We start from the raw sequence: 21,983 nt of genomic DNA, 5'->3' as shown, positions 1-21,983 counted from the left end.
GACCTGGGGCGCGATCGGGCCTGAACCGCGCAACAGGGCCACTGATGCGCCGAATGCGCCGTCAGAGACATTGGTCGGCTCTGGCGAACCCGCGCCGTTGGCAGCGATAGAGGACCCTTGCAGACCCTCCTGTATACCAACGCATACCGCTCTGGCCGAACTCTTGGAAATCGGCTATCACGCAGGCGAGGCGCGATTCCCGATACCAACAACGAGGGGCCAAATGACGAAGATAAAAGTCGACAACCCGGTCGTCGAGCTCGACGGCGACGAGATGACCCGGATCATCTGGGACTTCATCAAGAAGAAGCTGATCCTGCCCTATCTCGACATCGATCTGCTGTATTACGACCTGGGCATCGAGGAGCGCGACCGCACCGATGACCAGATCACCGTCGACGCCGCCGAGAAGATCAAGGAAATCGGCGTCGGCGTGAAATGCGCGACGATCACGCCTGACGAGGCCCGCGTCGAGGAATTCGGCCTGAAAAAGATGTGGCGCAGCCCCAACGGCACGATCCGCAACATCCTGGGCGGCGTCGTGTTCCGCGCCCCGATCATCTGCAAGAACGTGCCCCGCCTGGTGCCGGGCTGGACCAAGCCCATCGTGATCGGCCGCCACGCCTATGGCGACCAGTATCGCGCCACGGACATGAAATTCCCCGGCCCCGGCACGCTGTCGATGAAATTCGTGGGCGAGGACGGCACCGTGATCGAGGAAGAGGTGTTCAAGGCGCCGTCCTCGGGCATCTACATGGGGATGTACAACCTCGACCAGTCGATCATCGACTTTGCCCGAGCCTCGATGAACTACGCGCTGTCGATGGGCTGGCCGCTGTATCTTTCGACCAAGAACACTATCCTGAAGCAGTATGACGGCCAGTTCATGATCCTGTTCCAGAAGGTGTTTGACGAGGAATTCGCGGACAAGTTCAAGGAAGCTGGCATCACCTATGAACATCGCCTGATTGACGACATGGTCGCCTGCGCGATGAAGTGGAACGGCGGCTTCGTCTGGGCCTGCAAGAACTACGATGGCGACGTGCAGTCCGACACGGTCGCGCAGGGCTTCGGCAGCCTCGGGCTGATGACCAGCCAGCTGATGACGCCCGACGGCAAGATCGTCGAGGCCGAAGCGGCGCATGGCACCGTGACCCGCCATTATCGCCAGCACCAGAAGGGCGAGGAGACCTCGACCAACTCTATCGCGTCGATCTACGCCTGGACCGGGGGCCTCAAGCACCGGGCCAAGCTGGACGGCAACGACGCGTTGAAGCATTTCGCCGAAACGCTGGAACGGGTCGTGGTCGAGACCGTGGAAACGGGCTTCATGACCAAGGACCTGGCGCTTCTGGTCGGGCCCGATCAGAAATGGCTGACCACCATGGGCTTCCTCGAAAAGGTGGACGAGAACCTGAACAAGGCGCTCGGCTGAGACCAAGATATGAAAGGGTCGGCGCGCGACGCCGGCCCTTTTTTCATTCCCCGAGGCACGCCGGGGGCCTTCGCCTCTTCTGGACATCGGCGCCGTGCCGCGCCATTTCCGGACCATGTCCGGTTTCGCTCGTCATTCTCTTCTCGAAGACCTACAAGGCCTGTTGGTCGGCACCCTGTTGGTCGCCCTTTCGCTGCAATTTCTGCAGGGCGCCGGACTGGTGACGGGACAGATCGCAGGCCTGTCCCTGGTGACGAGCTATGCGACCGGTTGGGCGTTCGGACTGGTGTTCTTCGCGTTGAACTTGCCGTTCTACTGGCTTGCCTTGCGCCGGATGGGCCGGGCCTTCACCTTGAAAACTTTCGCTGCGGTGGGGCTCTTGGCACTGTTCACCGAAGTGATGCCCCATGTCCTTGTCGTCACGCCGCTGACCCCGCCGGTCGCCGCCATCCTTGCCGGTGTCACGGCGGGTGCGGGACTTTTGGCATTGTTCCGCCACGGCGCGAGCCTGGGCGGCGTCGGCATCGTCGCGGTCTGGCTTCAAGACAGCCGCGGTATCCGGGCGGGCTGGGTGCAGTTGGGCTTTGATGCGGTGGTCTTTGCCCTCGCGCTGGCGGTGATCCCGGTCGTCACGGTGGCCTGGTCTTTGCTGGGAGCGGCGCTTCTGAACGTCATCATCGCGACCAACCACCGGCGCGACCGTTATATAGCCCGCTAGTGTTCGCCACCTGACGGAAGATTCCCAACGGTGAACGGATGTGTCACTATCGAAGCATGAGACGTGACGACATCTGCCTGTATCTTGGCCCCGCTGATCGCGAGCAACTCATGGCGCTCTGCGTCAATCAAAACACGCCGCGCAAGGATGTCTGGCGTGCGGAGATCGTCCTGGCGACGGCGGATGGCTGCGGGACCAGCGAGATCATGCGGCGCGCCGGGACGTCAAAGCCGACCCGTCTGGCGCTGGCAGGCGCGGTATCTCGACGAAGGCATCGAGGGGCTGCAGCGGGACAAGACCCGGCCGTCGCGGGTATCGCCGTTGCCGAGGGAGACGCGCCTGACGGTGATCACCAAGAAGGTGAAGGAGACGCCACCCGATGCCACGCACTGGAGCCGCGCCACGATGGCGGCGGCGGCGGCGGCGGGCATATCGCCGTCGAGCGTGGGGCGCATCTGGGCCGAGGCCGGTCTCAAGCCGCATCTGACGAAGGGCTTCAAGGTGTCCAACGACCCGCAGTTCGAGGCCAAGGTCATGGAGATCGTGGGGCTCTACCTCGAGATGCACTGAAAGGCAGATCATCCTTCCGATCAGGGCTTGCAGCCCCTTCGCAAGCGGTCAAACGCGACCGTGGATCGCAATGATCTGATCGACATAACGCCGGTGGAGAAACTTGGTCCGGACGGGGTGCATGCCGATTCTCAGGAGTCTCTGCAACCATTTCAAAACCAGACCCGAAGCGAGGTACTCACCAACTCCGTGAATGCAAACGCGTGGCTTCGTGTCGCAACACGACCCGCCTCCTCGGCAAGGAGCGGCTTGCCAAGAGCGTCCCCGCACGCGACTGTCTGTGCAGTCCTTGAAATTTCGAGATCGGATCGTGTCCAGTGCCGAAATCCTATATTTTTCTTGTGCTTGCGATCCTGACCGAAACGATCGGCACCTCTGCCTTGCATGCCAGCCAGCAATTCACACGGTTTGGTCCATCTGCGTTGGTGGTCGTGGCCTATGCGCTTTCGTTCTATTTCCTTGCCTTGACGCTGAAAACCATCCCGGTGGGCATCGCCTACGCGATCTGGTCGGGGCTGGGCATCGTGTTCATCGCCGCCATCGGTTGGTGGGTCTTCGGACAGCGAATTGACCTGCCTGCATTGCTGGGGATGGGGCTGATCATTCTCGGGATTCTGGTGATTCACCTGTTCTCGAAGACCTCGACCCATTGAGAAAGGGCCGCGCCCCGCGCGGCCCATGATTTATAGGGTGCTCAGCGCCGGCGGCGAACCAAGCCCAGTGCACCAAGCCCGGCCAGCAGCAACGGCAGGCCTGCGGGCAGCGGGACTGGGCTGGGCCCGGAACCAACCGTCGGGATGGCAGCAGCTTCACCCGAGACGTTCTGCAAGCCGTAATCCCCCAGGATGACGCTTCCACGCTCCACCGCGATCCAGCCGTAGTAGGTTTCCTGAGCGGCACCGAAGAAATAATAACCGTCATTCGTTCCGAAATTGGAGCCGACCTCGATCTGGAACCCGAGGTAAGCCGATGATCCGGCAGCCGCCAGGATACCGTAAGGCGTACCGCTACCATTGACGTAAAGCTCGCCGCCGCCACCGAAATCGCCAGAGGTCGCGTCGATCGCGTCACCCGGATTGAACCCGACGGCGAGGGTCGCACCAATGGTCGCGTCGGACTCGTTCACGATAGAGGTACGATACAACTTTCCTCCAAGCTCGTACGAATACGTTCCCACCCCACCTTCCTGGGTGCCACTCACGTAATCGAAGGCGTAGAACCCTATATCGTCAAAGCCATCGCCGTTCAGATCGAAATCGGCATAACCGTTGGCCACAGAGGTTCCGGCGAGGCCGTTGTAGACAATGGTTTCCGCCGATGCACCGAAAGCCCCCACCAGAGCAAGCAGAGACGTAGCAGCCGCGGTGACAGCAAAGCGTTCAAAACACGTGAAATTTCCCATTCCAAATCCCAATTGATCGTAACGGCCCAATCGACCGCAGTACAACCTTGAACGATTCCAAGCTGGATGAGCAACCATCTTGATCGCTCTGGAAGGTAGGGAATTCCCGTATTGCCACGCGATTGTATCACCATCGCGCGCAGTTCCCTTTTTCTCCTCGCCTTTTCAGCGTGAACCGGCTATGGCCGCGGCAATCCCTGCATGAGGCATCCCATGGACCTTCGCAACATCGCGATCATCGCGCATGTCGATCACGGCAAGACCACCCTGGTGGACCAACTCCTGCGCCAATCCGGCGCTTTCCGCGAAAATCAGGCCGTTGCCGAACGGGCGATGGATTCGAACGACCTGGAACGCGAACGCGGCATCACCATCCTCGCCAAGGCGACCTCGGTCGAATGGGACGGACACCGGGTAAACATCGTCGACACCCCCGGCCATGCCGATTTCGGCGGCGAGGTGGAGCGCATCCTGTCCATGGTGGATGGTGTGGTGCTGCTGGTCGATGCCGCCGAAGGCCCGATGCCGCAGACCAAGTTCGTCACCTCCAAGGCGCTGGCGCTTGGCCTGCGCCCCATCGTGGTCCTGAACAAGGTCGACAAACCCGACGCCGAACCCGACCGCGCCCTCGACGAGGTGTTCGACCTGTTCGCAAGCCTCGGCGCGAACGAAGAACAACTGGATTTCCCGCACATGTATGCTTCGGGACGGTCAGGCTGGGCGGATGCGACGCTGGACGGGCCGCGCAAGGACCTGCACGCGCTGTTCGACCTGATCCTCGATCACGTTCCCGCACCCAAGCAGTTGAACCACACCGCCGAACCGTTCCGGATGCTGGCCACCACGCTGGGCGCGGACCCGTTCATCGGCCGCATCCTAACGGGCCGCATCGAAAGCGGCACGGTCAAGCCGGGCGACACGGTCAAGGCGCTGTCGCGCAAGGGTGATCAGATCGAGAGTTTCCGCGTGTCCAAGGTGCTGGCCTTCCGCGGGCTGTCACAACAGCCCATCGAGATGGGCGAGGCCGGCGATATCGTGTCGCTGGCGGGCATGTCCAAGGCGACCGTTGCCGATACGCTGTGCGCACCCTCGGTGTCCGCCCCCCTGCCCGCCCAACCGATTGACCCGCCCACGATTTCCGTGACCTTCGGCATCAATGACAGCCCGCTTGCGGGCCGCGACGGCAAGAAGGTGCAGTCCCGCGTGATCCGCGACCGCCTGATGCGCGAGGCGGAATCGAACGTGGCGATCCACGTGACCGACACGCCCGGCGGCGAAGCCTTCGAGGTGGCAGGCCGCGGCGAATTGCAGATGGGCGTCTTGATCGAGAACATGCGCCGCGAAGGGTTCGAACTGTCGATCTCGCGCCCGCAGGTGTTGATGCGCGAAGAGGACGGCCAGCGGCTGGAGCCGGTCGAGGAAGTCACCATCGACGTGGATGACGACTATTCCGGCGTGGTGATCGAAAAGATCACCGGTGCGCGGCGCGGAGAGATGGTCGAGATGCGGCCTGCAGGTGCGGGCAAGACCCGGATCATCGCCCATGTGCCCTCGCGCGGGCTCATCGGCTATCACGGCGAATTCCTGACCGATACCCGCGGCACCGGCGTGCTGAACCGCGTGTTCCATGGCTGGACGCCCTGGAAAGGCCCGATCCCCGGGCGTCGCGCGGGCGTTCTGATCTCGATGGAGGACGGCACGTCGGTTGCCTACGCGCTGTTCAACCTCGAGGACCGCGGGCGGCTGTTCATCGGGGCGCAAGAGCCGGTTTACCAGGGCATGATCATCGGCGAACACTCGCGCGACAACGATCTCGAGGTGAACCCGCTGAAGGGCAAGAAGCTGACCAACGTCCGCGCCGCGGGCAAGGATGACGCGGTCACGCTGACCCCGCCCGTCAAGATGAGCCTTGAAGAGGCGATCGCCTATATCGACGACGACGAACTGGTCGAGGTGACACCCACGGCGATCCGGCTGCGCAAGCGCTTCCTCGATCCGCATGAACGCAAGCGCCAGTCTCGCGCCGCCGGATAACCGGCACTGGACAGGTATCCCTTGCCCGTCCTAGGCTTTAGGCTCGGGCGAGGGAACGGGGGACATGGGCGCCGCGGCAACGGCAGTGGGTATCTGCATCGCGCTGGCGATTTGGACGGGGCCCGGCCGCGCCGCGCCCCATTCTTGCCCCGGTGACCCACTGATCTCGGTTGAAGCCGAATCTCCTGACGATGCCGCGGCAGTTTGTGCCGCCGTGGCCCGTGCCCGCCCCAGACTTGATGCCTGCAATCTGCATCAGGCGCAGCCGCTGACCATCCGTGTCCTTCCGCAGATTACCCACGCATTGACCGCGTGCATGGCTCAATACCACTGCCACGACGATAGCATTTCGGTGACTGCGCCCAGGGCGCTGCCATCGATTCTGGCACCGGACAGCATCTGGCGGCGCATCACACCGCAGGCGCTGTTCGACAGCCTGATAGTACATGAACTGGTCCACGCGTTCCTAGACCAGGCCGAGTGCAGTGGGACCCCGTGCCTCGCCGATCACGAATACATCGCGTTCGCACTGCAGATCGACGCGCTGGAGCCCGCCGATCAAGCCGCCATCCTGGACGGCAACGGCATCGACGACCCGGACAACACCGGTCGATTGAACGGGTTCATCGCACGCATGGACCCGGGCTATTTCGCACAGGCCGCATGGCTGCATTTCAGCCAGCCCGACAATGGATGCGCCTTCGTGGGGGATCTGGTGCGCGGCAAACGGACCCTGTGGGTCGATCCGTACTGACCCACGGGAAACAGGGCCGCCTTATTCGCTGGTTTCGACCACCAACAGCTCGCGCTCCGAGGCGCCGCGCGCATGGCTCAGCGCCTCTTGGTATTCGGGACTGTTATAGCAATCCACCGCCGCCTCGACGGACGGGAAACGCGCCACCACGTTGCGCGGGCGTTCCCTGCCCTCGAGCTGAACGAACCTGCCGCCGCGGGCGACGAAGGTGCCGCCATGTTTCGCAATGGCAGGCCCGGCCAGTTCCGCGTATTTGCCATAGGCCTCGGGGTCAGTCACCGTGACATGCGCGATCCAGAGTGCGCCCATCTATCCCTCCAACACCGCTTCGGCGGCCTTGATCGCGGCCTCGGCGTTCGCGGCATCCTTTCCGCCGCCCTGCGCCATGTCGGGCCGCCCGCCACCGCCCTTGCCACCCAGTTCCGCGACCGCCGCCTTGACCAGATCGACGGCCGAGACCCGGCCCGTCAGATCGTCGGTGACACCGGCCGCAACGGCCGCCTTGCCGCCAGAGTCCGCGATCAACAGCACAGCACCACTGCCCAGCCGGGCCTTGTGCTCGTCGATAAGCGGCGGCAGGTCCTTGCCCGATACGCCCGCAAAAACCTGGGCGAAGAACGGTACCCCGCCCACTTCCCGTGTCTCGGGGGCGGCACCCGCGGGACCGGCTAGGGCCAGTTCACGGCGCAGGCTCGCCACCTCGTTCTCGAGCGCACGGCGCTCGTCGACCAGCGCCCGCACACGCGCCGCCACATCGGCAGGCTGAGCGCGCAGCACCTCGGCCACCTCGGCCAGCCGGTTCTGCTGGGCGATCAGGTGATCCAGCGCGGCCTGGCCCGTCAACGCCTCGATCCGGCGCACACCCGCCGACGACGCGCTGTCACCCAGCACCACGCAAAGCCCGATGTCACCGGTCTGACGCACATGGGTACCGCCACACAGCTCGATCGACCAGGTGTTCCCGTCATGGCCCTTGCCCGTCGCCGCGCGGCCCATCGAGACCACGCGCACCTCGTCGCCGTATTTCTCGCCGAACAGGGCCTGCGCACCGATCGCGCGGGCGTCGTCCGGCGTCATGATCCGGGTTTCGACCGGCGTGTTCTGGCGAATGAAGGCATTGACCTCGGATTCGACCGCGGCCAGTTCCTGTGGCGACATCGCCTTGCCATGGCTGAAGTCGAAGCGCAGCCGGTCAGGCGCGTTCAGCGACCCCTTTTGCGCAACATGATCGCCCAATGCCTGGCGCAGCGCCTCGTGCAACAGGTGTGTGGCCGAATGGTTGGCACGGATCGCCGTGCGCCGCCCGTGATCGACACGCAATTCAAGCGCGTCGCCCACCGCAAGCGCTGCCTTCTCGGGCTGCACTTTGTGAGCAAACAGGCCCCCCGGCATCTTTTGGGTATCCAGGATCATCCCGGCCCCCTCGGGTTTCAGGTAGGTGCCCGTGTCCCCGACCTGGCCGCCCGATTCCGCATAGAATGGCGTCTGGTTCACGACCATCCAGCCCTCGGCGCCTTCGGCGATTGCATCGACCTGGGCGCCATCGATGACCAGCGCCATCACCTGGCCCTCAGCCACCTCGGTGTCATAGCCCAGGAATTCGGTCGCGGCCACGCGCTCGGCCACGTCGAACCAGACGCGCGCCTCCTTTGCCTCGCCAGACCCCGACCAGCTTGCGCGCGCCTTGGCCTTCTGCTCGGCCATCGCGGCGTCAAAGCCGGCCACATCCACGCCGCGACCCGTCTCACGCAGCGCGTCCTGCGTCAGGTCCAGCGGGAAGCCATAGGTATCATACAGTTTGAACGCCGCTTCGCCGGGCAGCGCCGCCCCCTCGGGTAGGCGGTCAAGTTCCTCGTCCAGAAGCCGCAGCCCACGGTCGAGCGTTTGCTTGAACCGCGTTTCCTCCAGCTTCAGCGTCTCCTCGATCAACGCCTGCGCGCGACGCAACTCGGGATAAGCCGCGCCCATCTGCGTCACCAGCGCCGGCACCAGACGGTGCATCACCGGGTCGGTCGCGCCCAGCAGATGCGCGTGCCGCATCGCGCGACGCATGATCCGGCGCAGCACATAGCCCCGTCCATCGTTCGACGGCATCACGCCGTCGGCCAGCAGGAACGAGGTCGAGCGCAAATGGTCGGCGATCACTCGGTGATGCACGTTGCCCGGCCCGTCTGGTTCGGTCGAGGTCACGTTTGCCGAGGCCTCGATCAGCGCGCGCATCAGGTCGGTGTCGTAGTTGTCGTGCTTGCCCTGCAACAGTGCGCCAATCCGTTCCAGCCCCATGCCGGTGTCGATCGACTGCGCCTCCAGGTCGCGCTGGGTGCCGTCCTCGAACTTCTCGAACTGCATGAAGACGAGGTTCCAGATCTCGATGAACCGGTCACCGTCCTCGTCCTTGCTGCCCGGCGGGCCACCCCAGATGTGGTCGCCGTGATCGTAGAAGATCTCGGTGCAGGGGCCGCAGGGGCCGGTATCGCCCATCTGCCAGAAATTGTCCGAGGTCGGGATGCGGATGATCCGCTCATCCGGCAGCCCCGCGACCTTCTTCCAGACATCGGCGGCCTCGTCATCGGTGTGATAGACCGTGACCAGCAGTCGATCCTTGGGAATGTCGAAATCGCGGGTCAGCAGTTCCCAGGCAAACGGAATGGCCTGGTCCTTGAAATAATCGCCGAAGCTGAAATTCCCCAGCATCTCAAAAAAAGTGTGATGCCGCGCGGTATAGCCGACGTTGTCCAGGTCGTTATGCTTGCCGCCCGCGCGCACGCATTTCTGCGAGGTCGTCGCACGCTTGTAGTCGCGGGTTTCGACACCGGTGAACAGGTTCTTGAACTGCACCATGCCGGAATTGGTGAACATCAGCGTGGGATCGTTCCGCGGCACAAGCGGCGAACTGTCCACCACCTCGTGGCCGTTACGTTCGAAATAGCTCAGGAAGGTCGAGCGGATTTCGTTCAGGCTGGGCATGAGTGTTTGGCCTCTGGATCAAGGGGCAAGTGTTGGGCACGATGTATCGCCGTGCAGCAGGGCTGTCCATGGGCAAGGCGGCACGAGGCACACCTGACGGACCGCGGTTAACCCGCCGCGGCACGCAACAGGCGCTTGCGCGCCGCTGGGATGGCGCGAATCTCCAGCCCGGTAAAGACGTGAAGCGTGTTCAGGTCGCGGTCAACCACCGCGTGATCGGACACCCATCCGCCCATGACCAGATAGCTGCGCAACAGCGGCGGCATGCCCAGCATGGCGCGCTTCGCATCCGGTTTGCACAGGCGCAGCATCTGGCCGAACCGCACCACGTTCGGCGCCTTGACCCGCGGAAGCCAGCGCGGCGGCGCCAGGTGACGCTCTTTCAGCAGAGCAAAGGCATCCATGTAGGCCTCGGCCTCGGTGCCCTTGAACGAGGAACAGCCGAAAAGCATTTCGACCCCTTCCTCATCCACGAACCGTGTCATCGCCCCCCAGGCGACGCGCAGGATATCCGGGTCGCGCCAATCGGGGTGAATGCAGAACCGCCCCATCTCGACCATCGGGCCATCGAATTGCTGCAGTGCGGACAATTCGTAATACTGCGCCGAATAGCTCTGTCCGATCTCGGCCCCGCCCTTCAGCGGAAGCAGGCGGAAACAGCACACCAGGGTGCCGCTGCGCTGTTCCTCGACCAGAACGTGACGGCACTGGGGATCGAACCGGTCGGTGTCCAGTCCGGCGGGCGCGTCGTCCGACGCCCGAAAACTCAGATAGCGTAAACTCTGGGCGGCCTCGACATCTGCGGGGCTTTCGGCCAGGCGGGCCACATAGCGCCCCTTGCGAAGTGACAGCATCGTGACTGCTCCACCGGATTGGCGGATGCCTTCCGCCTGGCTAAATATGCTTGTCAGGCCGATAGCACACAAGATGTGACACCCCAACGACAAGCGCGCGAGACAACATGCCCCACAAGATCACCAAAACCGACGCCGAATGGAAAAACCAGTTGTCAGACCTGGCCTACAAGGTCACCCGCAAGCATGGCACCGAACGCGCTTTCACCCATGACGATTTTCCCAAGGCGCCCGGCACATTTCGCTGCGTCTGCTGCGGCGCGGACCTGTTCGACCAGGCCGACAAGTTCGACAGCGGCACCGGCTGGCCCAGCTTCACCCGGCCAATGGAGTCGGATGCCGTCGAAGAAAGCACCGACAAGAGTTTTTTCATGACCCGGACCGAGGTCCATTGCGCGCGGTGCGACGCACATCTGGGTCACGTCTTTCCCGACGGCCCGGCCCCCACCGGAATGCGCTATTGCATCAACGGCGTGGCGCTTAAGTTCGAGGAACGCGGCTAAACGATCAGGAATCCGGGCCGATCACGTCGGCGGCCCGGAAGTTCCCGATATTGCCCATAAGCTGGCGCAGGAACGAAATGCCCTTGACGTTGGCCTCGGTCACGCGCCGGTTCAGCGCGATGACGCGACCTTGCTCCAGCCCAAACCGCTCGACATTCTCGACGGTGCCATCCTGGGCAAAGGAAATCGCAACCACCTGCCGGTCGACATTTTCGGGAGCACGAAAACCGACCGTCTCCCAGGTGTTCTCGACATAGTACCAGGCCTCGTCGCGGATCACGCCTCCTGTCGACGGCGTCCCGACAACCTCGGCCACCGAGTCGCGGGTGTCGACCCCGACCACGATCTGCGACAGGTCCTCTTCCGAGGGTGCATAACCGTGGGTGCGGCTGATGGGCGAACAGGACACCAGCGCCGTGCACAGCACGGCCACCAATGCCAATCTGGCGGAACCTGCCCGGGGCCTTGCCATGCCAACCTCTTGTCACAAGGGCGCTTGCCTCCTATCCCCTTACATCGGAGAGCCCCCCGGGTTCAAGAAAGGAACGCCGCCCATGGCCGATCACGACGAAAGCACCCCCACCATTCGCCCCTCGGCGCTGTCCGGACGCGCTCCCCTGCCTCTGGTTCTGGTGCCTTCTGACGCGGTGCGTGACGCTATCGCTGCGCGGCTGGGGCTGCTGGCGGTAAAGAAACTGCGGTTCGAGGGTGAATTCGCCCCCGAGGGCCGACGCGACTGGCGGCTGACCGGTCGCTTGGGCGCAACTGTGGTCCAGCCCTGTGTCGTGACGCTTGCGCCGGTGACGACGCGGATCGAAACCGACGTTGTGCGCACCTATCGCGCCGAGATGCCGCCGCCGGTGCACCACGAGATCGAGATGCCCGAGGACGACACCGAAGAGCCGCTGCCCGAGCTGTTGGACCCGATGGACGTCGTCGAAGAAGCTCTGGCCCTGGCGCTGCCACTATATCCGCGGGCCGAGGGCGCCGAGATCGGGCAGGCGGTCTTTGGCCCGCCCGGCACAACCCCGATGCGCGACGAGGATACCCGCCCCTTTGCCGCTCTTGCCCGGCTGAAGGACCAACAGGAACCGGAATAGCGCCTGCTGCCGAGAACGATACCCGCTCGGCCATGCCCCAACAGCGTCCCGCGCCGGGCAACTTCCGGGCCCTGAACCTACCAGCGCGCGGTCAGCACGCGGGCAATCAGCGCCGCCCGCCGGCGGAATTCCGAGGAGCCAAGCCGGCCCTCGGCCACCCGGTCGGGTTCGGCGGCGGCCTGGCGCAGAATCGGCCCTGTCCGCCAGGCTGCCCGCGCTGCGGGCCGTGCCAGCACCGGCACCGGATCGGCGGCCGTGTATGCCGCGCGCAACCAGCCCAACCCCCGCCGGGCAAGCGCCGAAACCGCTTCGGGCCGGCCGTCGATCAACGGAATGCGTCCACGCGCCTCAAGTTCGGGCACCGCGACAAGCCAAGCTGCCAAACCCTGCGCGCGCCCCAGATCCCGCAGCGCCCCTTCGCCCTGTGTGGCGCCGAGAACACGGGCCGAAACCCACATCAGCGTACCAAAGCTTGCATCCAGATGGGCTTCCAGTGCGGCGCCATCGCCGAAGGGATCACGATAGGCATCCCAGCGCCGCGCCGCCACCAGACCGTCAAGCAACTTAGCCTCGGTCGGACCCAGAACCTCGGCCAGCGGCGTCGCGACCTCGTGCCGCCGCACCGGGCCGCCCGCGGCGATCTCCTCCAAAGCGTCGCGCCACCATTGCAGCCGCATCTCGGCGATCATGGGCTCTTCGGTCAGCCAGGGCGCGCGCGCAACTTCGACGTTCAGGGCGTACAGCGGCAACAGACGTACCCGCACGGCCACCGGCGCGGCCATGACGGCAAGGAATCGGTCAGGGTCGCCGCGGCGAACGATATCTGCACAGGCCTCCAGGCTCATCGGGGCCGCAAGACGTTCAACAGACGTTCGACCACACCCCGACAGGCGCAGGGTATTGCGACTTCACCATTCGCCCACACCGCCTTGACCCGGCCGCGCGGCGCAGGCACCCGCAATGAGGCAAGATCAGTCCTCCGCCCCCAGCCCGAGTTGCATATCCTGCCATCCTCGGCCCGCCCGACATCCCGGTGCATCTGCCCCTCGCACGGCAGGCCGGCATGCAGCTTGACGAACGCGTCCCCATCCATCAGGTTCCGGCCCCATCCCGCACCAACTTCCAAACGACGGCGTCAAGCAGCGCCTCGAACGAGGCGTCGACGATGTTCGGCGAAACCCCCACCGTGGACCACCGACGCCCCTGCCCGTCCTCGCTGTCGATAATGACGCGCGTCACCGCCTCGGTCCCACCGTTGGTAATCCGCACTTTGAAATCCACCAGCTTCATGTCGTCGATATAGGGCTGGTAAGGGCCCAGGTCCTTGGCCAGCGCCCGCCACAACGCGTTCACCGGCCCCCGGTCGCGCCCCTCTGCATCGCGGCTTTCGGAAACCGAAAGCTTCTTTTCGCCACCGACCTTGACCACCACGACCGCCTCGGACGAACTGACCATCCGGTCATGGCGGTTTTTCCGCCGTTCCACGGTCACGCGATAGCGCTTGACTTCGAAATAGGCGGGCAGGCCGTCCAGCAACCGCCGCGCTACCAGTTCGAAGCTCGCCTGCGCAGTGTCGTAGGAATAGCCCTCGCCCTCGCGCATCTTGATCTCGTCCAGGATTTGGGCGAGGCGCGGATCGGCCTCGTCCACCTCTATGCCCGCCTCCGCCAGTCGTCGGCGCAGGTTGGACTGCCCGGCCTGGTTCGACATCGGAATGACGCGGATATTGCCGACCCGCGCAGGGTCGATATGTTCGTAGGTCGCTGGATCCTTGAGGATCGCGCTGGCGTGCAGGCCCGCCTTGTGAGCAAAGGCCGAGGCGCCGACATAAGGGGCGCTTTTCACCGGCACCCGATTCAGGATGTCATCAAGAAGCCGCGAGGCACGGGTCAGCTGTGCCAGCGCCTCTTCGGTGACGCCGGTCTGGAACCGCCCGGCATAGGGCGCCTTCAACAGCAGCGTCGGGATCAGAGTTACCAGGTTGGCGTTGCCGCAGCGTTCCCCCAGCCCGTTCAGCGTGCCCTGCACCTGCCGCGCGCCCGCGTCCACGGCGGCAAGACTACCCGCCACCGCGTTGCCGGTATCGTCATGCGTGTGGATACCGATCTGCGCGCCCGATATGCCGCGGGCGATCACCTGTGCCGTGATCTCGCCTACCTCGTGGGGCAGCGTTCCGCCATTTGTGTCGCAAAGCACGATCCAGCGCGCGCCCGCATCATGGGCGGCCTTCAGGCAGTCGAACGCGTAATCGGGGTCCGATTTCCAGCCGTCGAAAAAGTGTTCCGCGTCGAACAGCGCTTCGCGGCCCTGTGCGGCAACATGTGCGATGGATTTCGCGATATTCTCGATATTATCGTCGCGGGTAATCCCAAGCGCCGTCTCGACGTGAAAATCATGGGTCTTTCCGACAAGGCAGACCGACGGCGTGCCCGCGTTCAGTACCGCGGCCAGCACCTCGTCGTTCTCGGCGCTGCGGCCTGCGCGCTTGGTCATCCCGAACGCGGTCAGCCGCGCGCGGGTCTTTGGGGCCATCTCGAAAAAAGCGCTGTCGGTCGGGTTCGCGCCGGGCCAGCCGCCCTCGATATGGTCAACGCCGAGCGCGTCCAGCACCTCGGCGATCCGGATCTTCTCGGCGGTGGAAAACTGCACACCCTGAGTCTGCTGGCCGTCGCGAAGGGTGGTGTCGTAGAGGTAGAGACGTTCAGCCATCATGCCCCTCCGATACCATCCCGCACCCCGGGCCAACGGTACGGGTCGCCCCCGACCTGCTTACTACTGCAAAGGCCAATCCCAGCCCGGGCCAAGGGCCCGGAAAGCGTCCGCCCCGCCCCCCACAGGGCGGGCGCTTCTCGCCGACCTCGTTGGGGGCGGACCCTGCAACTGTGCCCAACTTTCGTCACTCCCATTCCAGCGGTTCCTCCAGCTTCGAGGGGTCGAACGAAGGTAGCACTTCCGCATTTGGGCCGGTCGGCGTTACCGTCAAAACCGTTCCGGCGGCTTCAATCTTCGCCTTCAGTTCATCGGCAGCGGAATAATTCTTGGCATTCCTGAGTTCCATCCATGCATCAAGATGCGGCCAAAGAACATGCGCGCGGTGCGGATCGTTGGTTGCCGAAACAAACACTCTGCGGTCTCTGAACCATTCCAAGTTCTCGGCCTCGGGCAAACCAAGTAACGTCATCGCCGCTTTCAGATCAGCAGGTCGATTGTTGGCGGAATAATCGTGGAGTAGGGCCAAAGCGCCAGCGGTGTTCAGATCGTTTGCCAGAATCTCGACCAGGTCTTCCGGCACCGACTTCGCCGGTTCGACCCCATCCGTCTGTAAATAGAAGCCAGCCAGCGTCGCCTCAGCCTGCTTCGCCTTCTCCGCCGTCCAGTCCATCGGCTTGCGGTAATGCGTCGACAGGAACACGAAGCGGATCACCTCGCCCGGCACCCCCTGCTCCAGCAAGTCATGCACGGTGAAGAAGTTGCCCAGGGACTTGGACATCTTCTTGCCCTCGACCTGCAACATCTCGTTATGCATCCAGACCCGTGCGAAGTCGCTGCCAGGATGGGCGCAGCAGCTTTGCGCGATCTCGTTCTCGTGGTGCGGAAAGGTCAGGTCGTTGCCGCCGCCATGGATGTCGAACGTCTCCCCCAAAAGCGCATGGCTCATCGCCGAGCACTCGATATGCCAGCCGGGCCGACCGCGGCCCCAGGGGCTGTCCCAGCCCGGCTGATCCGGCGTCGACGGCTTCCACAGCACGAAATCCATCGGGTCACGCTTGTAGGGCGCCACCTCGACACGCGCGCCGGCGATCATGTCATCGACCGACCGGCCCGACAGCGCCCCATAGGCGGCATAGCTCTTCACGTCGAACAACACATGGCCCTCGGCGGCGTAGGCATGCCCCCGCGCGATAAGTTCCTCGATCATCGCGATCATCTGGCCGATAAAGGCCGTCGCCCGCGGCATATGCGACGGCTCCAACACACCCAGCGCAGCCATGTCCTCGACATACCAGCGCGCCGTCTCTTCAGTGATCTCGGAAATCGGACGACCGGTTTCGTCGGCCCGCGCGATGATCTTGTCGTCGACATCGGTGATGTTGCGCACATAGGTAACGTGGTCGGCGCCATAGACATGGCGGAGCAACCGGAACAGCACGTCGAACACCACAGCAGGCCGTGCATTGCCCAGATGCGCCCGGTCATAGACCGTGGGCCCGCAGACATACATCCGCACATTGTCGGGGTCGATCGGCTCGAACCGGTCCTTGCGGCGGGTCCGGGTATTGTAAAGGGTGATCTCGGTCATGCGTCCGTCCTTCGCGCGCGTCCCGCGGCGGGTTCTGGCACATATCCGGAAAGATGGAAATACAACGCCCGTACCCTGCCTGGGTATCTGCCGACAAGGCATGGCGAAAACGGGCGGGGATAGGCGCGCCGGTCGCAAGAGACTCGATTGAGACACGGCGCCCCCTTGCTCCTTTTCCGGGCCGCACATATGCCCGATCAAGGCATCCGATGGCAGCGAGGGGCGCAAGCGATGAACCACGACGATCTGGTGCACTGGTCGAAACGCGCCGCGGACTGGGCTCATGACTACCACGCGACGTTGCGCGACCGGCCCGTGCGCGCGACCTGCGCGCCTGGAGACACCGCCGCGAAACTGCCCCGGCAAGCCCCCGAACAGCCCGAGGCGATCGAGACGATCTTCGCCGATTTCGAACGGCTTGTGCCGGACGCAATGACCCATTGGCAACATCCCAGGTTTTTCGCCTATTTCCCGGCGAACGCCGCGCCCGCCTCCATGTTGGCCGAGCAACTGGCAAACGCGATGGCCGCGCAATGCATGCTGTGGCAGACCGCGCCTGCTGCGACCGAAATCGAACAGGTCATGATCGGATGGCTGCGCGATGCCTTGGGCCTGGCGTCGCATTTCACCGGGACGATCCATGACAGTGCCACCACCGCGACGCTGTCGGCGGTTCTGACGATGCGCGAGCGCGCACTGGGATGGGCCGGGAACGAGGACGGGCTTGCACAGCAGCCGCGGCTCCGGGTTTACGCCAGTGCCGAGGCACATTCCTCCATCGACAAGGCGGTACGCATCGCCGGAATCGGACAGGCGAACCTGGTCAAGGTGCCAACCGACTCCGATGTCGGGATGGACCCCGCCGCGCTAGAGGCCGCGATCCGCGCCGATCTCGATGCAGGCCATGTGCCGGCGGGCGTGATCCTTTGCGTCGGCGGCACCGGCATCGGCGCCACGGATCCTGTCGCGGAAACCCTCATCGTGGCGCGCGATCACGGGCTTTACACCCATGTCGATGCCGCCTGGGCCGGTGCGGCCATGATCTGTCCAGAGTTCAGATCATGGTGGGCGGGCATCGATGGCGCCGATTCCATCGTCTTCAACCCACACAAATGGCTGGGCGCACAATTCGACTGTTCGCTCCAGTTCCTTGCCGATCCAACGCCCCAAGTGCGCACACTGGGCCTTCGACCCGATTACCTGCACACGTTGGGCCAGACCGACGTCACGGATTTCAACGAGTGGACGGTACCCCTGGGCCGCCGGTTCCGCGCACTCAAGCTTTGGTTCGTGTTGCGCGCCTACGGGCTTGAGGGGTTGCGCACGCGCATCCGTAACCACGTCCAATGGGCGACGGAGGCGCGCGATGCCATCGCCGCGCTGCCCGGTTTCGAGATCGTGACCGAACCCCGGCTGTCGCTTTTCACGTTCGCATGGCGCGATGATGCGGCAACCGAGGATCTGTTGAAACGGGTAAACGACGACGGAAGGGTCTATCTGACCCAGACGCGGCATCGTGGCCGCTTCGTCATCCGTGTGCAGGTGGGACAGTTCGACTGCACGCGCGACGACGTCATGACATTGCCGCGCGTGCTGGCCGAGTTGACCGGGGCCACTTGATCATCAAAGGCCCCGAACGCGCCGATCAGAACCGGAACGACGCACGCAACGTCGCGGTCGTGGCGTTCGCCCCCACGCCGGACGAGCCGAACTCGTCGAAGTCATGGTAAAGCACTTCACCGCCGATCACCCAGGACGGTGACACCGCCCAGGCCAACCCGGCGCCCGCAACCCAACCGGTTTCATCGCCCAGATCGGTATCGCCGTTCGCGACACCCGCCGTCGCATAGACCAGCGTCTGGCCCATATCGTAGCCGACTTGCCCCTTCAGACGGGTGACGTCATCCAGTTCGGCCGCACCGCCGCCGATGTCGATACCCGCCCTGTCATGATCCAGTTCGACGCCGTAGACCAGCGTTCCCAGGTCCCAGCGATAACCGGCATGCAGACCGTAGATTTCGCCATCGCCGTCCAGCCCGCCATCGGCGCTGACATCGCCATAGCCAAGCTGAATGCCGGCATAGCCGCCATTCCAGTCGCCATTGGCGACCGGCACAGGCGCGGCGGGCATCACCTGGACGGGTTCGGGGGCCGGATCATAGCCGCCGGCCAGCGCCGGCGCCCCCAGCATTGCAGCCAGCGGAAGGGTGAAACGGAAAAGTCGCATGGAGTGTCTCCTTGCCTCTATGGTGGTTCTGGTTTGGCAGTCGTCTGCAGGGCACCGCGTTGGCGCCCGCGTCAAAGAAAGGCCCGCGCGTTGTGTTCGCAAAGATGCGGACACGCGGATGTGAGCAATCCTGCTACCTGCATCGCTGGCCCGGCATTTTCCCGCCGGCGCTGCTGGATGGTCTGGGCAGAACCCGGCCGACGCACCCCGCGCCGGACATCCCGGTCGGGCCTCATGGCCGCATGGACAATCCGCCGCGGGCCGCGCTAGCTCTGCACGCGACGCGATGAACAAAGAGGAGACGGACATGCGCATCGGCGATACGAAAGCCATCGTGACGGGGGGCGCCTCAGGGCTTGGCGCGGCAACGGCGCGCATGCTTTGTGCCAGCGAGGCCGCCGTGACGATCCTCGACCGCGACACGGAACGCGGCATGGCGCTTGCCGCCGAAATCGGCGCTGGCTTTCAACCGGTCGACGTCACCGACGAGGCGTCCGTCACCCAGGCCATCGGCGAAGCCGCGGCCCAAATGGGCGGCATCACCGCCTGCCTCAACTGCGCCGGGATCGCCACCGCCGAACGCACGCTGGGCAAGTCCGGGCCGCATGCACTGGACAGCTTTCGCCGCACGGTCGAAATCAACCTGATCGGAAGCTTCAACGTGCTGCGTCTGGCAGCGGCCGAAATGGCCACCAACGATTACGAGTCCGATGGCTGCCGCGGGGTCATCGTCAACACCGCCTCGATCGCCGCTTTCGACGGACAGAAAGGCCAGGCCGCCTATGCCGCATCCAAGGGCGGGATCGCGTCGATGACCCTGCCGCTGGCCCGCGATCTGGCCAGCCTGCGTATCCGGGTGATGGCCATCGCGCCCGGGGTGTTCCGCACCCCCATGCTTGAGGGGCTGGGCTCAGAGGTGATGGACACGCTGGCCGCCGACGTGCCGAACCCGCCCCGGCTGGGCGACCCGGCCGAATTCGCCCGGCTGGTCTGCCATATCATCGAAAACTGCTACCTCAACGGCGAGGTGATCCGGCTGGACGGCGCCCTCAGGATGACGTGAGATCAAACCGATCCGTCTCGAGAACCGCTTGAAACAGTGGAGTCTTTTCGCCGCACTCGCTTTTCAGCGGGGGCGGCATTTCTCTTGCGATTGGGTCGGTGACACCGTTCTTAACCCATGGATGCCGCGCCCGCCCGACACATCAGCCACAGTCAGGTGCCCGAGCTCTCGGCTTTCTCGGCCAGGGCCAGCCACTCGTCCTCGGCCGCGCTCAGCGCCGACTGCCGTGCCGTCAGCGCCTCAGTCGCCTTGCGAAACTTCACCGGTTCGCGTGTGAACAGCTCGGCATCGGCCAGCAACACCTCCAGCTTGGAAATCTCGGCCGCAAGCCGCTCCATCTCGGCGGGCAGTTCCTCCAGCCGGTGTTTCTCGGTAAAGGTAAGCCCGCTTGCAGCTGGTTTTGCCTTGGCCACCGGCACCTTTTGTGTCGGCGCGGGTTTCGCACGATCCGGTACGTGCGTGTCGCCCTCTGCGCCCCGCTGCGCCTGGTAATCCGACCAGCCCCCGGCATAGACCACCGCCCGCCCATCGCCCTCCATCGCGATGGTGGTCGAGGCCACCCGGTCGAGAAAATCCCGGTCATGGCTGACCAGCAGAACCGTCCCATCGAAGTCCGACAGCAATTCCTGCAACAGGTCCAGCGTTTCCACATCAAGATCGTTCGTGGGTTCGTCCAACACCAAAAGGTTGGAATCCCGCGCCATGATCCGTGCCAGCAACAGCCGGGCGCGTTCCCCCCCGGACAGCGACCTGACCGGGGCGCGGGCCTGCGCCTCGTCGAACAGGAATTCCTTGAGATACCCCACCACGTGTTTCGGCTGGCCCCGCACGAGGACCTGATCGGCCTTGCCCGAGACGCGCATCTCGGAATCACCCGTCAAGCTTTCCCAAAGCGTCATGTCCGGGTCGAGCGCGGAACGGTTCTGGTCGAACACCGCCATCTGAAGATTTGCGCCCACGATAACCTCGCCGGTGTCGGGGGAAATTTCTCCGGTCAGCATCTTCAAAAGCGTCGTCTTGCCGGCGCCGTTCGGCCCGACCAGCGCCACCCGCTCGCCCCGGTGAATGCGCAGGGAAAAGTCGCGCAGGATCATCCGGTCGCCGAACCGCTTAGAGATGCCGCGCGCCTCGATCACGCGTTTGCCCGATTTGGGACCCGACTCCAGCGCCATCGCCGCCACGCCCTGCCGATGGATCATCGCCGCCCGTTCCTCGCGCAGCCCTTGCAGCGCGCGCACCCTCCCCTGGTTGCGCTTGCGCCGCGCTGAGATCCCTTCGACCGCCCAACGCGCCTCGGCCTTGATCTTGCGATCCAACTTGTGACGGGCCTCGTCTTCGTCGGCCCAGACCTTGTCCCGCCATTCCTCGAAGCTCGCGAAACCGCGTTCCTGCCGGCGAACTTCGCCGCGATCAATCCACAGCGTCGCACGCGTCAGCGCCCGAAGAAAAGCCCGGTCATGCGAGATCAGAACGAATGCCGAGCGCGTCTCGGCCAATTGCGATTCCAACCAGCCGATGGCCTGAATATCCAGGTGGTTGGTCGGTTCGTCCAACAGCATCAAAGCCGGTGCTTCGGCCAACAGCTTGGCCAGCGCCGCGCGCCGACGTTCCCCTCCCGATGCGGTCGCAACCGGAGTTGACGGATCGAACTTCAGCCCGTCGGCAGCCATCTCGACGCGGTAGGCCTCGCCGTGGTCGAGACCACTGACAGCGAATTCCCCCAGCGTGGCGAAGCCCGCAAGATCGGGGTCCTGTTCCATGTACCCGACCGTCGTGCCGGGGGACAGAACGCGCGCACCTGCATCGGGCTCGACCAGCCCCGCCATCACCTTCATCAACGTCGATTTGCCCGACCCGTTGCGGCCGACTAGGGCCACCCGGTCACCGGGTTGGATCACAAGGTCCAGCCCGGCGAAAACCGGGCTGCCGCCGTAGCCCAGCGAAATGTCGGACAATTGCAAAAGGGGAGCGCGCGCCATGGCCGGTGGCTACTGCGCGGACGAAGAACGGTCAAGCGGGCGCGCATGGCCGCCGGCACGGCCCGACCTGCCCGGCA

The 21,983-nt window shown here is 64.4% G+C and carries 20 protein-coding genes; 10 read left to right on the top strand and 10 right to left on the bottom strand.

The genetic code is table 11. The features are described 5' to 3' along the window. Positions 1–223: 223 nt before the first annotated feature. The 4 genes from EV662_RS10485 (at position 224) to EV662_RS10470 (ending at position 3,376) form a co-directional block, all read left to right on the top strand. Positions 224–1,435, top strand: a complete 1,212-nt coding sequence (locus tag EV662_RS10485; protein WP_132462119.1) for an NADP-dependent isocitrate dehydrogenase — start codon at positions 224–226, stop codon at positions 1,433–1,435. Positions 1,436–1,550: 115 nt separating this feature from the next. Then, the gene (locus EV662_RS10480) at positions 1,551–2,153 is read left to right on the top strand and encodes a YitT family protein (RefSeq protein ID WP_132462314.1); all 603 of its coding nucleotides are present in this window, start codon (positions 1,551–1,553) and stop codon (positions 2,151–2,153) included. Positions 2,154–2,336: 183 nt separating this feature from the next. After that, a complete protein-coding gene (locus EV662_RS10475; protein WP_165915577.1) occupies positions 2,337–2,723 on the top strand; it encodes a helix-turn-helix domain-containing protein in 387 nt (128 codons plus the stop codon). Between the two features lie 317 nt (positions 2,724–3,040). Then, complete coding sequence (locus tag EV662_RS10470; RefSeq protein WP_132462117.1) at positions 3,041–3,376, top strand: DMT family transporter; 336 nt, start codon at positions 3,041–3,043, stop codon at positions 3,374–3,376. 41 nt (positions 3,377–3,417) lie between these two features. Here EV662_RS10470 and EV662_RS10465 read toward each other — a convergent pair whose 3' ends face one another. Further along, complete coding sequence (locus EV662_RS10465) at positions 3,418–4,125, bottom strand: VPLPA-CTERM sorting domain-containing protein (protein ID WP_165915576.1); 708 nt, start codon at positions 4,123–4,125, stop codon at positions 3,418–3,420. A 213-nt stretch (positions 4,126–4,338) separates the two neighbouring features. On the opposite strand from EV662_RS10465, the gene typA reads away from it, so the two are divergent. Both typA and EV662_RS10455 read left to right on the top strand, forming a co-directional pair. Beyond that, positions 4,339–6,159, top strand: coding sequence for a translational GTPase TypA (gene typA, locus EV662_RS10460; protein ID WP_132462115.1), 1,821 nt, complete (start codon positions 4,339–4,341; stop codon positions 6,157–6,159). Positions 6,160–6,223: 64 nt separating this feature from the next. Beyond that, entirely contained in the window at positions 6,224–6,913 is a 690-nt protein-coding gene (locus EV662_RS10455; protein ID WP_132462114.1) for a DUF6639 family protein, read from the top strand. A gap of 21 nt (positions 6,914–6,934) precedes the next feature. On the opposite strand, the gene EV662_RS10450 is transcribed toward EV662_RS10455, so the two are convergent. The 3 genes from EV662_RS10450 to EV662_RS10440 form a co-directional block, all read right to left on the bottom strand. Then, entirely contained in the window at positions 6,935–7,222 is a 288-nt protein-coding gene (locus tag EV662_RS10450; RefSeq protein WP_132462113.1) for a DUF1330 domain-containing protein, read from the bottom strand. Continuing rightward, positions 7,223–9,880, bottom strand: a complete 2,658-nt coding sequence (gene alaS, locus EV662_RS10445; protein ID WP_132462112.1) for an alanine--tRNA ligase — start codon at positions 9,878–9,880, stop codon at positions 7,223–7,225. It abuts the gene before it with no gap. Between the two features lie 107 nt (positions 9,881–9,987). Next, entirely contained in the window at positions 9,988–10,734 is a 747-nt protein-coding gene (locus EV662_RS10440; protein WP_132462111.1) for a GNAT family N-acetyltransferase, read from the bottom strand. Positions 10,735–10,841: 107 nt separating this feature from the next. Here EV662_RS10440 and msrB point away from each other — a divergent pair, with 107 nt between their 5' ends. Then, on the top strand, positions 10,842–11,237 hold the full coding sequence (msrB, locus tag EV662_RS10435; protein WP_132462110.1) for a peptide-methionine (R)-S-oxide reductase MsrB: 396 nt from the start codon (positions 10,842–10,844) through the stop codon (positions 11,235–11,237). A 4-nt stretch (positions 11,238–11,241) separates the two neighbouring features. Here msrB and EV662_RS10430 read toward each other — a convergent pair whose 3' ends face one another. Then, positions 11,242–11,670 (bottom strand): outer membrane protein assembly factor BamE, encoded by a 429-nt coding sequence (locus EV662_RS10430; RefSeq protein ID WP_341799080.1) that lies wholly within the window; start codon positions 11,668–11,670, stop codon positions 11,242–11,244. 121 nt (positions 11,671–11,791) lie between these two features. Between EV662_RS10430 and EV662_RS10425 the strand changes: the two genes are divergently transcribed. After that, positions 11,792–12,337 (top strand): YceD family protein, encoded by a 546-nt coding sequence (locus EV662_RS10425; RefSeq protein ID WP_132462108.1) that lies wholly within the window; start codon positions 11,792–11,794, stop codon positions 12,335–12,337. Between the two features lie 77 nt (positions 12,338–12,414). On the opposite strand, the gene EV662_RS10420 is transcribed toward EV662_RS10425, so the two are convergent. From EV662_RS10420 to cysS, 3 genes are all read right to left on the bottom strand, one after another. Continuing rightward, on the bottom strand, positions 12,415–13,182 hold the full coding sequence (locus tag EV662_RS10420; RefSeq protein ID WP_132462107.1) for a squalene/phytoene synthase family protein: 768 nt from the start codon (positions 13,180–13,182) through the stop codon (positions 12,415–12,417). 247 nt (positions 13,183–13,429) lie between these two features. Then, positions 13,430–15,049, bottom strand: coding sequence for a citramalate synthase (cimA, locus tag EV662_RS10415; protein WP_132462106.1), 1,620 nt, complete (start codon positions 15,047–15,049; stop codon positions 13,430–13,432). A 184-nt stretch (positions 15,050–15,233) separates the two neighbouring features. Next, on the bottom strand, positions 15,234–16,637 hold the full coding sequence (gene cysS / locus EV662_RS10410; RefSeq protein WP_132462105.1) for a cysteine--tRNA ligase: 1,404 nt from the start codon (positions 16,635–16,637) through the stop codon (positions 15,234–15,236). A 231-nt stretch (positions 16,638–16,868) separates the two neighbouring features. Between cysS and EV662_RS10405 the strand changes: the two genes are divergently transcribed. Continuing rightward, the gene (locus tag EV662_RS10405) at positions 16,869–18,257 is read left to right on the top strand and encodes a pyridoxal phosphate-dependent decarboxylase family protein (protein ID WP_132462104.1); all 1,389 of its coding nucleotides are present in this window, start codon (positions 16,869–16,871) and stop codon (positions 18,255–18,257) included. 25 nt (positions 18,258–18,282) lie between these two features. On the opposite strand, the gene EV662_RS10400 is transcribed toward EV662_RS10405, so the two are convergent. Further along, positions 18,283–18,864, bottom strand: a complete 582-nt coding sequence (locus EV662_RS10400) for an outer membrane protein (protein WP_132462103.1) — start codon at positions 18,862–18,864, stop codon at positions 18,283–18,285. A gap of 307 nt (positions 18,865–19,171) precedes the next feature. Here EV662_RS10400 and EV662_RS10395 point away from each other — a divergent pair, with 307 nt between their 5' ends. Further along, complete coding sequence (locus EV662_RS10395; RefSeq protein ID WP_132462102.1) at positions 19,172–19,927, top strand: SDR family NAD(P)-dependent oxidoreductase; 756 nt, start codon at positions 19,172–19,174, stop codon at positions 19,925–19,927. Between the two features lie 152 nt (positions 19,928–20,079). On the opposite strand, the gene EV662_RS10390 is transcribed toward EV662_RS10395, so the two are convergent. Continuing rightward, on the bottom strand, positions 20,080–21,906 hold the full coding sequence (locus EV662_RS10390) for an ABC-F family ATP-binding cassette domain-containing protein (RefSeq protein ID WP_132462101.1): 1,827 nt from the start codon (positions 21,904–21,906) through the stop codon (positions 20,080–20,082). Between the last annotated feature and the right edge of the window lie 77 nt (positions 21,907–21,983).

Origin of the sequence: Rhodovulum marinum (genome assembly GCF_004343075.1) — a bacterium.
GTDB classification, from domain to species: Bacteria; Pseudomonadota; Alphaproteobacteria; order Rhodobacterales; family Rhodobacteraceae; genus Rhodovulum; species Rhodovulum marinum.
Note: the sequence above shows the minus strand (reverse complement) of the source record. Positions and strands in the feature narration are given on the sequence as shown.